Below are 15,771 nucleotides of genomic sequence, written 5' to 3' on the forward strand. Positions count from 1 at the left end.
GTGAGAACAATTCGAATATTCAGATGGCGATGGAACGAAAGTGAAGCACCTCAAACGAGATTATTTTGTTTCGCCATTTGCGCTCACGCCGCAAATGTTGTTGCTTTTGTCGAGCTTGGTCTACTTTGTGCCATTCGTCACCGGGGGATTTCAGTATGTTGATGTCAGCAGAAGGAAGTATGATTTCATATATCACGCGGGCACTGGATATGCCATTGCGCTTTCTCTTTCTTGCATTGCTGCCGCGATGCTGGTCTTCATGCCAAGGCGTCAAGATTTCGAAGTCGAAGGCGACGTTCGGGGAGAGTCGATCGTAATAATTGTAATGCTGGTGGTGTTCGGTGGGATTTCGATAGCAAATCCGGCACTTTTTTCGGCCTCAAAGGCCGATGTTTTGTCATCTACCGGGCGGATCCAGTATGTATTTTACAACAGCTGCATCATCGGCATGGTGTTCGGAGCCCTGTCGGGGTGGAAGAAATCCAGGCTGGTCATCATCTTGAGCTGCCTGGGACTGATGCTTACGCTCTATATCGGGCATCGCTCTTCGGTTGCCATCGCGATTTTAGCTTGTTTGTACATAAGGTACAGGAACATTTCCCTGCTTTTGATCAGGAAAAGATACATAATTGGAGGAATTGGCGCATTCTTTTTTCTTGCAGTGTACAAGGCAGTATATGCAGCAATAAAAGCGGGAAATTTTGAACTTGTAGGTCAGAAAATACAATTCGACCAATTGTCCGATTCCGCTCTCGTGGGGCTGGAGCAGTTCGTGACATTGGCTCACCTGGATCTGGTCGTGAAATATGACTACACCTTGCCGTGCTCGAATCTTTGGCTGGTGCCTCTTTCTCTGTTTCCGTTCTCGGATACGGTCTTTGGCAAGGACGGATGCACCTACAACGAGCAGGTTCAGCCGTTCCTATTTCCGGGTTACAGTGGTGGCGTCGCTGCAAACATCTGGGCGGAGTTCTTTGCCAATTTCGGGTATGCCGGATTTCCGCTGCTCGTTGTCATTCTGTCGCTCGTGTGTGTTGCCGTCGAGGCGATAATCCGCAATGTGCGCAGCGCGACGCTCAAGGCCGGGCTGATCGTGGCCATCGTCCATCTCACATTCTACATCCAGCGCAAGGAGCTGCTTGGCGCCTTCATCTCCGCCAAGCGAGCCGTTCTCGTTGCGCTTTTCATTTTTGGCTTGGTTTATGTGCACCGCAAGTGTTTTCCACCGGCCCCAGCCGAGGTGATGCCGCAGGGGGCGGGCCTTGCGCCGAGACAATGGCTGAGGACGTGACGGCGGTCGCCAAGCCTTCCGGATGGATGCGCGCGCGGCGGGTTGCCCGCGACGTTACGTTTACGACGTCCGCAAGCGGAGTGGCCGCGTTGTGCTCCATCCTTGCACTGGCGCTCAACGCACGGTCGCTGGGTCCGGGGAATTTTGGCACACTCGCCGTAATTCAGGCCTATGTGGCGTTCGTTTCCGGCCTATGCACGTTCGAGAGCTGGCAGCTAGTGATCAGGCTGTGCGCGAGGTCGCCTTTGCGTCTGGGACCGGCGGCATCTTGCGGAATTGCCCTCGATGTTTCAGCCGCCCTTCTCGCCACGGTCCTGGCGATAGGCGGGATCTTGCTGTTTGGAGAAGCTGTTGGCGTGTCGCGGGATAATCGCCTTCTGGCGATTATCTACAGCCTCACCTTGTTGGCGAGTCTTTCGGGTACGCCGAAAGGTGTGCTTCGGCTGAACGGCCGGTACGACGTCATTGCCGGCAATCAACTCATGCAAGGGGTTGCCGTGGTGGTTGCCTCTCTCGTCCTTTGGATCCTCGATGCCTCATTGCCGGCTTATGTAATCGTGCTGGCAGCGGTCGGCGCATTCTACAACCTGACGCTGTTCGTTCGCATGCTGCTCTATACCAGGCAGGAGCACATCGAACTGCTCAACCCGCTTCGCTCCCGGTCCAAACGCCGTTTCTTCTGGGCGTTTCTTGCCATGGCCACGGGGACCAGTCTGCTCTCGACGCTTGTGAGCGCCAGGCGGCATCTCGCATTGTTCCTTGTCGCGGGCCTGCTGGGAGAGGTCGCCGCGGGCTCTTATTCGCTCGCATCGCGCCTGGCGACGATGGTTTCCCGGCTGACCGGTCCCTTGAACCAGGTCATCTTTCCCGAAATCGCGAAACTGTCGAAGCAAGAGCCTTCTTCTCGTCTATACCGCTTGAACGCCCGCATCACCGTGGTTTCGGCATGCGCCGCCGCCGGCATGGCGGTTGGGGGGGTGTTGCTGCAAAACCCCATCGTCCTTCTGGCTGGCGGTTCGGCCTACGCCGAAGCTTCGCTGCTCTTTGCCATTCTGTTCGCTTCAGAATGCTTCGGCCTGGCTGGAATGCATCTCAATCCGTTGATCCAGGTCCTGGCCGGGACGAAGCCGCTTTTGAAAATCACGGCGCTGGCGATCGCCATCTATGTTCCGCTTTGCCTGGCTTTGTCCGGATGGATCGGAATTTCAGGCATCGCCTGGGCCGGCTTGCTGGTATCGGCGGCGGTTTATGCAGCGATGATGGTGGTTTCGCATCTATTGTTGAAAAAGCGGATCCGCCCGGCGGAAGATATCTGAAGGCTGATGTTTTGAGATACCTGTTTTGCCTGCCAAGATACCACACCAATGCGGCACCCTGGGTTCGCATTCTGACTTCGGCGGGGCACCATGTTGCGGTCGACGTAGTCGAAACGAGCGTCACCGAGAATCACGCTCTTGTTTCTCCCAACGTGATGGCTCCATCCGCGCTGTCGCGGATGATCATGCGTCGGCGCTCGAGCAACATTCCGAATTCGCCTTTTTCCTTTCCCGGCGTCTTTTCCTACTGGAGGCGTTTGCAGGCCGAAGACCCCGACGTGGTGATCATCCGCGGAGTGACGCGATGGTTTTGCAGGGTCGCGGCACTCTGTTCAATTCTGCAAGGGCGCAGGCTGGTCATCTACGACCAGGAGGACGCCAAGCCCAGCGCATGGAGTGGCACATGGGTTCGAAGAGCCGTCTTTCATGGCCTAGGCATCCCGCATTTCACCTCACGGCTTTCGCCAAATCTTGGCCCGGCCAAGCTCGGCGATGCCATGTCCCTGCCATTCGGGAGCCCTTTCGAGCCGGCCCGGACTGAAGGCCTGGAAAGCAGGCCATTGCAGTGGCCGCCTCGAATCCTGATGGTGGCAAAATACCGGGAGCGCAAGGGGCACAGTTTGCTTCTGAGGGCGTTGTCCGCGATTTCATCCATGCCCTTCTCCCTGACATTCTGCGGCGAGGAGGCAACGAACGCCGACACGGCTTTCTGTCAGGCCTTGCGGCGCGAGGCTCAGGCGCTTGGCGTGGCGGACAGGCTTCGGTTTCAAAACAACATTGCGCATGACGACATGATCTCGGTCTTCTCCGTTCATGATCTCTTGATACTGCCCTCGCGGGCTGAACCCGCGGCGGTGTCTCCCATCGAGGCGGCCTGGGCGGGATGTGCCGTGCTGATGTCGCGAGACAGCGGCACGAGGTACTACATGCCCGAGGGGGCCGCTTTCGATTTCAACCCCGACGATCCGCAAGACATCGCACGCGCGGTCGCGAGGCTGATCGCTCGGCCACAGGATCTGGGGCCTGCAAGGGACGCCTGCTTCGCCCGCATCTCATCGCTCGCCAGTGACGACGAGATCTTGCGGCTGTTCGAGACCTTTGGGCCGGGCAGGGCACGACTGCATACAAGACAGTGAGCGAAACGGCATTGGGGGAGGCGGGGACGATGCTTGGGATCGGAAGAAAGATAATCATCTCCATCAACACGTCCTGGAATGTCGTCAATTTCCGCAAAGGCCTCATCGAGGCGCTGCAAGGGCGGGGCTATGAAGTGGTGGTTGCGGCGCCCAGGGACGAGTATTCGCGCCTGATCCCGCCGATGGGCTGCCGGTATGTCGAAATCGAGATGGATAATTCCGGCACCTCGCCGTTTCGCGACATGGTGCTTCTGTGGCGCTACTGGCGCCTGCTGCGCCGCGAGAGGCCGCTGGCGTTTGTCGGCTTCACCATCAAGCCCAACGTGTTCGGATCGCTGGCGGCAAACCTCAATGGCATCCCGGTCATAAACAATGTTTCAGGGCTCGGCACGGTTTTCGTCCGTGGCGGCCTTCTCCAGAAAATTGCCAAGGTCCTGTACCGGCTGGCGCTGGCCCGTTCGAAAATAGTCTTCTTTCAGAATGACGACGACAGGATGCTGTTCGTCAGCGAGCGCCTGGTCCGCAAGGAACTGACCGCGCTGTTGCCGGGCTCCGGGGTCGACCTTATTCGCTTCTCTCCGGCGCCCCGCCAAAGCCAATCGTCCGGCGCGATCGTCTTTCTGCTGGTGGCCAGGCTTCTCTGGGACAAGGGCGTGGGCGAGTTCGTCGAGGCAGCTCGTCAGATGCGCCGCAACATGCCTGGCGCGCACTTCCAGCTTCTTGGATTCCTCGATGTCGAGAACCGCACAGCGGTCAGCCGTGCGCAGGTCGAGCGATGGGCAGGCGAAGGCCTGGTCGAGTATCTCGGAACCACCGACGACGTCCGTCCCTTCCTGGACGCGGCCGATTGCGTCGTCTTGCCCTCCTACAGGGAAGGAACGCCGCGCTCGCTGCTGGAAGCAGCCGCGATGGGCAAGCCGCTGATCGCGTCAGATGTGCCCGGCTGCAGGGAGGTGGTGGACCACGGCGTCAACGGCCTGCTGTGCAAGGTGAAAGACGCAGGCGACCTGGCAAGCAAGATGCTCGAATTCGCAACGATGGACGCCGCATCCAGGAACAGGATGGGCATGGAGAGCCGAAGCAAAGTGGAGCGGCAGTTTTCGGAACGGATCGTCATAGAGTGCTACATGACGCAGATAGGGAAGCTCAATGCCTCGCCAGGCGATGAACCGGCCGGCGTGTAGTTGAACGCGGTTGAAGTTCGAGCCGAGGAGATCAGGCATTCAAGCAGGCGCTAAGCTTGTCTTGCTGCATTGCAGATCGGGACTCGGCTTTCGAGGGGGCTCGGCTTTGATCAAGTTGGGCTCGGTGTAATCAGGATGAAAAGGGAACCGTAATTTCTCTTTGGAGGGCCAGACATCCATCGCCGACAGCTCGGGATTATTTATACGTAATTGCTAAAATGGCGCGTTGTTCAGGTCAAACTTCTCCGCATCGTGCGACACGGGTTGGAATTGTGGCAAAAAAATGTTAGGCGCTGATGTCACCACCTTTTGATCTGGCATATCCGGGATGATTTGAAGGAAAGGCGAAACGGATGAATGTCATCATTAGAACCGCAGTGAGCGCGTTGGTTGCCGCGAGCGGTTTCACTTCGGTTTCATCTTTCGCCCAGGACGTATCCTGCAGCTGCGCTGCCGCCTATCGCGGCCCGGCGAGTGCGATTGGATCCATTCGTTCCGCCGATGGCGACGTGATGGTCTCGCAGTCGGTCGGCTATGGTCCTGCAAAGGCGGGGAGCACTCTCGGCCTTGGCAGTCGGGTGGTAGTCGGTACCAAGGGTTCGGCATCCGTACTTGTTGGCGGCTGCAACATGAATGTACCGGCGAATTCCAGTCTGGATGTTTCACGCGTGGGCGGCAACATCTGTCTGAAACTCGTGGGTTCAGAACGGACGGCGGCCATCCAGCCGTCCGGTGGCACAAGTGGGTTTGGCCTGCCCGAAGGGATTTTCGCCGGTGCGCTTGTCACCAGCGGTGTGTTGGCGGCGACGCAGGATGACGACAAAGCGGTCAGTCGCTGAGGGGCGGACCACCATGAGTGCTGGTGAGTTCTTTGAGTGTTGTTGATCGAAGGGGTGCGTAAGCGATTCGTTCCGGGGGCGGGTCGTTGATTCGAAAGGGGGGTAGAAATGACCGGGCGTCATCGGGTTGGGATTGTTTTCGCTTTTGTCGCGCTCGCCGGGGGAGGTGCCTTGTTTGCAGCGTCCGATGCTGTTGCCCAGTCGGCACAGGCATGTTCGTGTCTGGCCGCTGCGCCCGTGTCTGGCATTGTCGGCCAGTTCACCCAAGTCCAGGGTGATGTGCAGATGTCGCAGGCCGGCGGTTACGCCGGGGTGGACGCGGGAGCGCCGATCTATCCAGGCGCGCGCATCATGACCGGGCCGCAAGCATCGGCTTCCTTGGCCATCGGCGCCAATTGCGCGCTTGATGTTCCGGCCAACGCGACCGTCAGCATCGATCCAGTGCAAGACGGTATGTGCGTCTCGCTTGATGCGCAGCAGGCTGCCATCGGACCTGCCAATTCCGGACCTGGCATTTTGCCGGTGCTGTTGGGCGCCGGCGCGGTTGGTGGCGGCGCCGCACTGGCTATTGGACTACAGGATGACGACGACGCAGTCAGCCGCTAGCCAAGGTCTGGTCTCGCCGGTTTGCGCAAGCTCGGGCGCGATAGTGCAGAACCAGTTGCTCACGCCATCGGAAAAAAGCCGGGCCAGCTGTGCGGGCCATTTCGATGGACTGCCCAAGCTGTTCAAAAGTGGGGCTCTGTGATGGGCATTCTCGATCTTGAGGGAACTGGCGCGGGAATGCCGGCACTGCTTGTATTGCTCGCCCTCTCTGCTTGCGCGAGCAGTTCATCATCGTCCACGAGCTCTGTCGATGCGCTGCAGCCGACATCGTCCTCAACGGCGCTTGCCGGGGGCGGCGCGCTACGGATGGTGACGGATCTGCCGGCACCGCAGAATACACAAAACGGCAGCGAGCAGCCGCTGTCTGCCAACGATGTACTCGAAGTCAGCGTATTCCAGGTCGACAACCTGAACAGGACGGTTCAGGTGGATGCCGGCGGCCAGATTTCCCTTCCGCTTATCGGGACGATGACAGCGGCCGGCAAGACGGTCCGCCAGCTCGAAAAGGATATCGAGACCGCCTATGGCGCAAAATATCTGCAATCGCCGGATGTGACGATTTTCGTCAAGGAATCGATAGGCCAGCGCATCACGGTCGACGGCGAGGTCAACAGGGCCGGCATCTATCCGGTGTCCAGCAGCGCCTCCTTGCTGGATGCGATCGCCCTTGCCGGAGGCTTCAACGCCATCGGCGATGCCGGCAAGGTCTTCGTCTACCGCAATGTCGGTCAAAACAAGCTGGTCGCAAACTACAATGTCGAGGAAATCCGCGCCGGCAAGAATCGCAACCCGCGTATCTATGGCGGCGACGTGGTCGTGGTTTTCGCTTCGAAGTCGAAAATCGCAATGAACAATTTGAAGGATGCCCTGGGCCTCGCGTCGAGCGCGGCCCGAATTGCGGTCATTCCGTAAGGGAGGCCTGGCCGGCCAGGGTACGGACAACCAGGATCACCTCGCGCATGCTCGATCGCAACAGGCAGTCCCAAATCGCCGGTCCTCGACATGGCCAGGCTTTATCCGCGGACCTCTATTATGACGGGGCGCAGAATTATAGTCCTTACGGTCGAGACTATGCCGCTCACGACGAGAGATTCAATCCGCTCAAGCTGCTTTTCTATGTCGTGCAATATCGCTGGCTGATCGTCATGATGGCGGTGGCTGGCCTAGTTGCCGGTATCATAGTGACAATGATGCAGACGCCGAAATATCAGGCAACGACGCAGCTGGAAGTCCTGGTCCCTTCGGCAAAGGTTTTTCAGGACATCGAAGTGGTTTCCGAAAACAGCGACTTACGCGCGTTTCTGACTGCTCGCGAGAAACTGAAGAGCCGGGCGCTGGCCCAGCGCGTCGTGTTTCAGCTGGGGCTCTCCGAAAAACCGGATTTCCTGTTCCCAACCCCGAGCTTCTCGCTCAGCAACATCTTCTACCGTGCATTTGGAATTTCCAAATCGCCTTCGATCCAGGAAAAGACCCCCGAAGAGCGAGAGGCAATGGCGATCAAGCGCGTTCTGAAGGATCTGACGGTCAACCTTGTGACCAACACCAGCTTGCTGTCGATCACCTTCGTCGACCAGAAGCCCAGATACGCAAGTGACGTCGCCAACCAGGTCGCGCAGAGCTTTATCGATCAACGTCTCGACCAGACCAGCGAGACGTCGGATCTGGCGAGACAGTTCATCCAGGAACAGGTCCTGCAGGTCAAGCAGAAGCTGCAGAAGTCTGAGGAGGAACTGGTCGCCTATGCGAAGGATGCCGGCATCACCGTCACCGGCGACGACAAATCGCTGATCGGATCGAACATCGAGGCGCTGAACACAGCGCTCGCCACCGCTATCCAGGATCGTCTTGATGCCGGTCGTGTCGTGGACCAGATAGACAAAGGGCGGGGCTCCAGCCTGTCGCCGGTCCTGGAGAGTGATGGCTTGCAAAAGCTCAGCGAAAAACTCGCTGACCTCAAGAGCCAATACCAGCAGAAACTGAGCATCCTGAAGCCAGGCTTTCCGGAGATGCAGCAGCTCCAGTCGCAGATCAAGGAGCTGACGCGGCTTTATAATAACGGCGTCCTGGCGATAACCGATTCGCTGCGCCTGAAGTACCAGGAAGCGCAGAATAAGGAAGCCGACCTCAAATCCAAGCTCGCCGAGATGGAAAAGCAGCAGGTTGTCTTCAATGACAAGAATATAAAATACACCATCCTCAAGCGCGAGGTCGATTCCAACCGGTCGCAATATGACAGTCTCATCACCAAGCTGAATGAAGTAGGCGTCAGCTCCGAGCTCAAGACGCAAAGCGCAGCCATTGTCGATTTCGCGACCCTGCCCGTAAGTCCCTATTCTCCGCGCCTGATCATCAATCTGGCGATCGCGCTAGCGCTGTTCATGGCTCTCACTGCATCGATCATCTACATCATCGAGTTGCTGAACAACACCTTCACCAATCCCGAGCAGGTCGAAAGGGAGATGGGGCTGGCCATGCTCGGCATCCTGCCGCTCGTCGATGACCGCGAACTGACGGCCAGCATCGCCGACCAGAAGTCCGGGCTATCGGAAGCTTATCGTTCGCTGCGAACGTCGCTGCAATTCTCCGGCGCGGAGGGCGCGCCGCGTTCGCTGCTGGTGACCAGCTCCGAGCCTTCCGAAGGCAAGTCGACGACCTCGTTCAAGCTCGGCCAGGATTTCGCCGCCCTCGGTGCGAAGGTCTTGCTTATCGACGGCGATCTGCGCAAACCGAATCTTCATCGGCTGTTCGGTCTCGACAACGCGATCGGGTTGAGCAATCTCCTGACGAATACGGTGCGTAAGGAAGATGTGGCGGGCATATTCAGGACGACCAAATATCCCAACGTGACCGTGCTGACGTCAGGAACGATCCCGCCCAACCCTGCGGATCTGCTTTCATCGCCGAAGATGGCGCTGATCGTCACCAATCTCGGCAAGCGCTTCGATCTCGTCATCGTCGACGCTCCGCCGATCGTCGGCCTGTCCGATGCGCCCATTCTCAGCCGGCTTGCCGAGGGCACGCTAGTGGTCATTTCCACGAACCAGGTGACGCGCAAGGCGGCCAAGACGGCGCTGAAACGCCTGCGCGCAGCCGGAGCGAACGTGATCGGGGCGGCAATGTCGAAATTCGCGGTGAACAAGTTCGACTACAACTACGCCTATAAATACATGAACTACCAATATTACGAACATGGCGCGGGCACGCCGAAGATTGAGGGCAAAGTCGATGACGGAGCAGGCCAGCCCGCTCATGCAAAATCTCCTGCGTTCAAGCGTTTGGTTCGTCGCCTCCGTTCTGGTGTTGATGGCTTCGTCGATCGGACTAAGTCGGCTCCTTGAGGAGGGAACGCCGAGTGTGTCTCTGGCACTGGACCCGCTGAACGCAGATGCCTTGATAGACGAAATTGCCGGCGAGCTGAACGAAACGAGCGCCGATCTCGGCGCGTTGGCCGCCAAGGCCAAGAATGCGCTTCGCTTCAATGTCGCGGACGCCCGTCTCTACAGCCTGATCGGCGAGATCAGATATCGGCAAGGCGAACAGGCCCAGGCTTTCGAACTTTTCGACCAGGCGCGAAAACTGTCCAAGACTGAAATCCATGCGCTGCAGAGGTCCATCGATCGCTCGATCGCGGCAGGCGATCTGGCGAGGGCCGTGGGCGAGATCGACACCTTGCTGCGCCGGTGGCCAGACCAGTTTTCGGCCATCGCCCCAGGGTGGCCTGCCATCCTTTCCAATTCCGACGGCTACCAGGCCGTGCTGGCAGCCCTGGAGGCAGAGGCGCCGTGGCGTGGTAAGCTTTTTCTCGCCCTTGGCCAGAACCCGCAAAGCCTGGGACCTGCAAACCAGCTGCTGCTCGATCTCGGGCGCACGGGTGCGCCGCCGACATCCAGCGAATTGTCCGCCGTTATCACCGGTTACATCAAGCAGAAGGACTATGGCCCGGCCTATCGGCTGTTTCTTTTCAGCCTGTCCGATCGGGAGCGGAAGCTGGGTGGCTATATCTTCAATGGCGGCTTCGAGCCGCTCTTCAGCGGCAAGCCGTTCGACTGGGTGATACACGACCGATCTGGGCTGGAGATCACCTTTGCCGGATCGCAGGGCGCGGGTGAAAGTGAAAGCGACAGCGGGGCGACGGTTCGATTTCTAAACACGCCGGTCAAGAACGCTGCGCTTCAGCAATATGTCGAATTGCCCCCCGGTTCTTACCGGATGTCCATGACCGTGTCCGCGACAAATCTCAAACTGCCAAAGCAGCTGTTCTGGTCCGTCAGATGCGCGGACCCGTCAAGCGAGGTAGCGCGCTTCAACATACCGGAAGGTACATTCAACCGGCGAAGCCTGAGCCTGGATTTCACCGTCGGACCGGCTGCGTGTCCGATACAGTTGCTGAGGCTGGAAACAGCCGCAATTGCCGAGAGCTGGCGGTTTCGATACGTCGGCACGCTGGTCATGCACAGATTGAGCATCGAGAGGGTGTCGTCGTGAGAGCACGGTCACGGCAGCCCGGGCAGTGGGACAAATACCTGCTTGGGTCGGTTCTTTTCCTGTCCCTGCTGATTGGCGGCGGCACCGCGAGCGGCCTCTACACCGAAACGCTGATCGAGATCGCGGCGATTCTCTCGGCCGCGGCCATCTTGTTGCGGCCCAGCGGACAAACAATTCCCCGGGCGATCTTGTGGCTGATTGCTCTCGGCCTAGCCGTGTTCTGCTTCCAGATCGTTCCGCTGCCCGGGGCCTTGCTGGACGGCTTGCGGCCCGAGGTGCTGCTTGTCAGACCCTGGCTGGATGGTGAAACGCAATCGCGCTTCGTCAGCGTCGGCGTCGGGCGCACGATCGAGTGCATGTTGTATTTCGCCGCCGCCGCGGCATTTTTCCTCGGCGTCACCCGCCTGCGCACCGAGGAGGTCTACGGCCTTGTTCCCTTCTTTTTCATGGGCGTCATCTGCAATGGCCTGGCCGCGGCGATCCAGTATTCGCTCTCCGACACAGTCGCCATAGAAGGATTGCTGCCGTTTACGATCAATGCGGGCCTGTTTGCCAATCAAAATCACTTTTCGGCCTTGCTCTTCGTCTCCATCCCATTCGTGGTCTATTATGGCTTGTTCCGTGGACATTTTCTGTCCGGATCGCTTGGGCTGACGATGCTCTTGCTGCTTCTTCTGGCAGCCGGCTCGCGCGCCGGCATTCTGATCGGACTGGTGATCACCGCGATATCAGTTGTCTTCCTGTCCGCTCGCTCAAGGGCGGGCGGATATGGCATTCTTGCGGTTTTCATCGGGCTTTCCGTCTACACGATCGGTGCATGGGCGAAGATCGATGCGAAAGTGGTCGATCCGGCTTTCGGCAGGGCAGAGTTTGCTCGCACCACGATCGAAGGAATGAAAGAGAACTGGGTGACTGGCGTTGGTTTCGGCAGCTTTCCGAAGGTCTATCAGATATACGAAAAAGCCGGAATGATTTTCAGAACTTATGTAAATCATGCCCACAATGACTACCTCGAATTGGCACTTGAGGGCGGCATACCGGTCGTTTTGTTAATGATTGTGTATGCCATATTGCTTTTCGCCTCGTCGGTCCGGATTCGCCGGGAGCCGTTACAGAAGGCTGCATTTCTGTCGGTGTCGTTTTTGCTCGTTCACTCTCTTGTCGACTATCCCTTGCGAACCGCAGCACTCGCGATGACGTTTGCCTATTTGAATGCGATCGTCTTTCACAAGGGTTTTGCCGAGCGGCTGAACCAAAGGCGCGAGATGGGCGAGATAGGCCATGACGATGAAGACAATCTGCTTGTCCCGGCCAGGACCTCGGGCCCGGCAAGGCAAGGGCGGTTGGCGGGGGCCGGGGACACTCGCTCGGCCCCTTCTTCGGGCACCAGATTGACAAGCCACGGCATGAAACCTAAGCACGGGCGGCTTGTGTCAGGGGAGGGGACTTAGGCATGTCAAGGAGAGTTTCTTGAAAGGAATTATCCTTGCTGGAGGCAGTGGAACGCGCCTTTATCCGCTAACGTTGGCGGTCTCCAAGCAAATCCTCCCAGTATACGACAAACCGATGATCTATTACCCGCTGAGCGTTTTGATGCTTGCGGGGATTCGAGAGATTCTGGTCATATCCACGCCGCGGGACCTGCCGGTTTTCCGCGAGCTGTTGGGCGATGGATCGGAATTCGGGCTTGAGTTGTCCTACGCCGAGCAGCCGCAGCCCAACGGGCTTGCGGAAGCGTTCATTATCGGCCGCGATTTCATCGGCGCGGACAGCGTTTCGATGATACTGGGCGACAACATCTATTTTGGCGACGGATTGTCCAAGCTTTGCCGCACCGCGGCATCGCGCGAAAGCGGCGCTTCGGTGTTCGCCTACCATGTCGAGGATCCGGAGCGCTATGGCGTGGTGTCCTTCGACAAGATCACTGGAACCGCGCTCACGATTGAGGAAAAACCGCAGAAGCCGAAATCCAACTGGGCCGTCACCGGCCTTTATTTCTACGACAACGAGGTTGTCGACATCGCCTCAAGGATTCGGCCCTCGGCTCGAGGCGAGCTCGAAATCACGGCGGTCAACAATGCCTATCTCGAGCGTGGCCAGTTGCAGGTGCATCGGTTGGGGCGCGGTTATGCCTGGCTCGATACCGGCACTCACGATAGCCTGGACGATGCTTCTTCGTTCGTGCGTACAATCGAACGTCGCCAGGGCATCAAGGTCGCCTGTCCGGAGGAAATCGCCTTCGAACAGGGCTGGCTGAGGGCCGATGAAGTGTTGCAGCGGGCAACCCGCTTGGGAAAAAATGAATATGCCGCTTATCTGCGCCGTCGCGTGGTCGAGTTGTCGGAGGACTAGATGCTGGAGGTGAGACCCCTTGGCATCGAAGGTCTGCTCGAAATCATTCCGAAGCGGCACGGCGATGCCCGTGGCTACTTCACCGAAACCTGGAACGCCGCACGCTTCGCCGAGGCCGGCCTCGAACTCGCCTTCGTCCAGGACAATCACTCCTATTCCGCCGCGGCCGGTGTCCTCAGGGGGCTGCACTATCAGTTGCCGCCACGTGCCCAGGACAAGCTGCTGCGCGTTGTCAGAGGCAGCGTCCTGGATGTCGCGGTCGATATCCGCCGCTCCTCGCCGACATTCGGAAAATGGGTTGCCCTCGAGGTCTCGGCCGAGAAGGGCAACCAAATCCTGGTGCCCAAGGGCTTCGCCCACGGCTTCATGACGCTCGTGCCCCATACCGAGGTGCTGTACAAGGTGACCGACACCTATTCGCCCGAACACGACCGCTCGATCCGTTTCGACGATCCGGCCATCGGTATCGAATGGCCGCCGCCGGCTGGCGGCTTCCAGCTTTCTGACAAGGACCTCAAGGCGCCGCTGCTCGCCGCCGCCGAGGTGTTTGCCTGATGAACATTGCCAGATGCACGGGGATAGCGGCATGAACTTTCTGGTGACGGGCGGGGCCGGCTTCATCGGTTCGGCGGTGTGCCGGCATCTGTGCGCCAACCCGGCCTACCGGGTGACCAATCTCGACAAGCTGACCTATGCGGGCAACCTGGCCTCGCTGCGGCCGATCGAAAATGCACGAAATTACAGCTTCGCCCACGCCGACATCTGCGACGAGAGGGCGGTGCTCGACATATTGCGCCGCGGCGATATCGACGTCGTCATGAACCTCGCCGCCGAGAGCCATGTCGACCGCTCGATCGATGGGCCGGGCGCCTTCATCGAGACCAACATCGTCGGCACCTACCGGATCCTCAATGCAGCGCTGGAATACTGGCGCGGCCTTTCCGACGACAGGAAGGGCCGTTTCCGCTTCCATCACGTCTCGACCGACGAGGTGTTCGGCGACCTGCCCTTCGATGGCGGCATGTTCGTGGAAGAGACGCCTTACGCGCCGTCCTCGCCCTATTCCGCCTCCAAGGCGGCCTCCGACCACCTGGTGCGCGCCTGGCACGAGACCTATGGCCTGCCGGTTGTGCTGTCCAATTGTTCGAACAATTACGGGCCTTACCATTTTCCCGAAAAGCTGATTCCGCTGGTCATCCTCAACGCGCTCGACGAGAAGCCGCTGCCGGTCTACGGAGCCGGCGCCAATGTGCGTGACTGGCTGTTCGTCGAGGACCATGCGCGCGCGCTGGAACTGATCGCCACCAAGGGGCAGCCGGGCGAGAGCTACAATGTCGGCGGCAATTCGGAACGCACCAATCTGGGCGTCGTCGAGACGATCTGCGATCTGCTCGACGCCAGGCGCCCCCGGGCCGGCGGCAAAAGCCATCGTAACCTGATCTCTTTCGTCACCGACCGTCCCGGCCATGATCGCCGCTACGCCATCGACGCCTCCAAGATCGGCCGCGACCTCGGCTGGGCGCCGAGGGAGAATTTCGACAGCGGCCTGGCAAGGACGGTCGACTGGTACCTGGACAACAAATGGTGGTGGGGACCGATCCGCGAACAGCGCTATGCCGGCGAAAGACTGGGCGAAGCGCGCAAGGAGGCGGTGTGAGGCTCGTTGTCACCGGACGCGAGGGCCAGGTTGCGGCAAGCCTTCTGGAGGCTGGGCGCGAAGACGTCAAGGTCATCGCCATCGGCCGGCCGCAACTCGACCTCGCGCGGCGCGGGACTGTGATCGAGGCCATCACCGCCGCTAAGCCCGATATCGTCGTGTCGGCCGCCGCCTACACGGCGGTGGACCAGGCCGAGGACGAACCTGAGCTCGCCTTTGCGGTGAACGCCGCCGGCGCCGGCGAGGTGGCGCAGGCGGCGGCTCGGCTCGGCGTGCCGGTCATCCATCTGTCGACCGACTATGTCTTCGACGGCACCAAGAACGGTCCCTATTTGGAAACCGACGCGACCGCGCCGATTGGCGTCTACGGCGCCTCCAAGCTTGCCGGCGAACAGGCGGTGGCATCAGCCAATCCGCGCCACCTGATCTTGCGCACGGCGTGGCTCTACAGCCCGTTCGGCAAGAATTTCGCCAAAACCATGCTGAGGCTGGCCGGCGACCGCGACGAGATACCGGTTGTGGCCGACCAATGGGGAAATCCCACTTCCGCGCTTGATATCGCTGACGCGATCCTGCATGCGGCAGCACGGCTGCACCGCAACGAGGATTTCGCCGCGTGGGGCATCTATCATCTGGCCGGCACGGGCGAGACCAACTGGAGCGGCTTCGCCCGCCATATCCTGGACATAAGCGGTGGGCTCGGTGGCCCCTCCGCGCGGGTACGCGATATTGCTGCGACGGACTATCCGACCAAGGCGCGCCGCCCCGACAATTCCCGGCTGTCGAGCGCGAAGTTTGCCTCCGTGTTTGGATGGAGTGCGCCGGTACTGCGGAAGTCGGCGCGGGAGGTGGTCCGTCGTCTCCTGAGCAGGTGACCTGACGGGCTTTGACTGCATCAACAACCA

At 59.4% G+C, this 15,771-nt stretch carries 14 protein-coding genes; all 14 read left to right on the forward strand.

The annotated features are described in order from the left end of the window. Positions 1-40: 40 nt before the first annotated feature. The 14 genes from FJ953_RS30430 (at position 41) to rfbD (ending at position 15,741) form a co-directional block, all read left to right on the forward strand. A complete protein-coding gene (locus FJ953_RS30430) occupies positions 41-1,291 on the forward strand; it encodes a hypothetical protein (protein WP_181171574.1) in 1,251 nt (416 codons plus the stop codon). Then, on the forward strand, positions 1,276-2,607 hold the full coding sequence (locus tag FJ953_RS12690; protein WP_181171575.1) for a lipopolysaccharide biosynthesis protein: 1,332 nt from the start codon (positions 1,276-1,278) through the stop codon (positions 2,605-2,607). Before FJ953_RS30430 ends, FJ953_RS12690 begins: the two co-directional genes overlap by 16 nt. A gap of 497 nt (positions 2,608-3,104) precedes the next feature. Next, entirely contained in the window at positions 3,105-3,743 is a 639-nt protein-coding gene (locus tag FJ953_RS30845) for a glycosyltransferase family 4 protein (protein ID WP_263486128.1), read from the forward strand. Positions 3,744-3,772: 29 nt separating this feature from the next. Next, positions 3,773-4,927 (forward strand): glycosyltransferase family 4 protein, encoded by a 1,155-nt coding sequence (locus tag FJ953_RS12700; protein WP_140624473.1) that lies wholly within the window; start codon positions 3,773-3,775, stop codon positions 4,925-4,927. Positions 4,928-5,280: 353 nt separating this feature from the next. After that, the gene (locus tag FJ953_RS12705; RefSeq protein WP_140494880.1) at positions 5,281-5,766 is read left to right on the forward strand and encodes a hypothetical protein; all 486 of its coding nucleotides are present in this window, start codon (positions 5,281-5,283) and stop codon (positions 5,764-5,766) included. Between the two features lie 237 nt (positions 5,767-6,003). Further along, a complete protein-coding gene (locus FJ953_RS12710; protein WP_140624474.1) occupies positions 6,004-6,372 on the forward strand; it encodes a hypothetical protein in 369 nt (122 codons plus the stop codon). 21 nt (positions 6,373-6,393) lie between these two features. Further along, entirely contained in the window at positions 6,394-7,284 is an 891-nt protein-coding gene (locus tag FJ953_RS12715; RefSeq protein WP_224680325.1) for a polysaccharide biosynthesis/export family protein, read from the forward strand. A 47-nt stretch (positions 7,285-7,331) separates the two neighbouring features. Continuing rightward, positions 7,332-9,710 carry a polysaccharide biosynthesis tyrosine autokinase gene (locus FJ953_RS12720; protein ID WP_140624475.1) on the forward strand — a complete coding sequence of 793 codons (2,379 nt, stop codon included), beginning with the start codon at positions 7,332-7,334 and terminating at the stop codon, positions 9,708-9,710. Continuing rightward, the gene (locus tag FJ953_RS12725) at positions 9,598-10,857 is read left to right on the forward strand and encodes a hypothetical protein (RefSeq protein WP_181168502.1); all 1,260 of its coding nucleotides are present in this window, start codon (positions 9,598-9,600) and stop codon (positions 10,855-10,857) included. Before FJ953_RS12720 ends, FJ953_RS12725 begins: the two co-directional genes overlap by 113 nt. Beyond that, entirely contained in the window at positions 10,854-12,308 is a 1,455-nt protein-coding gene (locus FJ953_RS12730) for an O-antigen ligase family protein (RefSeq protein WP_140624476.1), read from the forward strand. The genes FJ953_RS12725 and FJ953_RS12730 overlap by 4 nt, the downstream gene beginning before the upstream one ends. A gap of 19 nt (positions 12,309-12,327) precedes the next feature. Then, positions 12,328-13,209, forward strand: coding sequence for a glucose-1-phosphate thymidylyltransferase RfbA (gene rfbA / locus FJ953_RS12735; protein ID WP_140624477.1), 882 nt, complete (start codon positions 12,328-12,330; stop codon positions 13,207-13,209). Further along, complete coding sequence (gene rfbC, locus FJ953_RS12740; RefSeq protein WP_140624478.1) at positions 13,210-13,764, forward strand: dTDP-4-dehydrorhamnose 3,5-epimerase; 555 nt, start codon at positions 13,210-13,212, stop codon at positions 13,762-13,764. It begins immediately after the preceding gene. A 31-nt stretch (positions 13,765-13,795) separates the two neighbouring features. After that, the gene (gene rfbB / locus FJ953_RS12745; RefSeq protein WP_140624479.1) at positions 13,796-14,866 is read left to right on the forward strand and encodes a dTDP-glucose 4,6-dehydratase; all 1,071 of its coding nucleotides are present in this window, start codon (positions 13,796-13,798) and stop codon (positions 14,864-14,866) included. After that, positions 14,863-15,741, forward strand: coding sequence for a dTDP-4-dehydrorhamnose reductase (gene rfbD / locus FJ953_RS12750; protein WP_140624480.1), 879 nt, complete (start codon positions 14,863-14,865; stop codon positions 15,739-15,741). Before rfbB ends, rfbD begins: the two co-directional genes overlap by 4 nt. Positions 15,742-15,771 lie beyond the last annotated feature (30 nt).

This window comes from Mesorhizobium sp. B2-3-6 (assembly GCF_006442305.1).
In the GTDB taxonomy this organism is placed as follows: Bacteria; Pseudomonadota; Alphaproteobacteria; order Rhizobiales; family Rhizobiaceae; genus Mesorhizobium.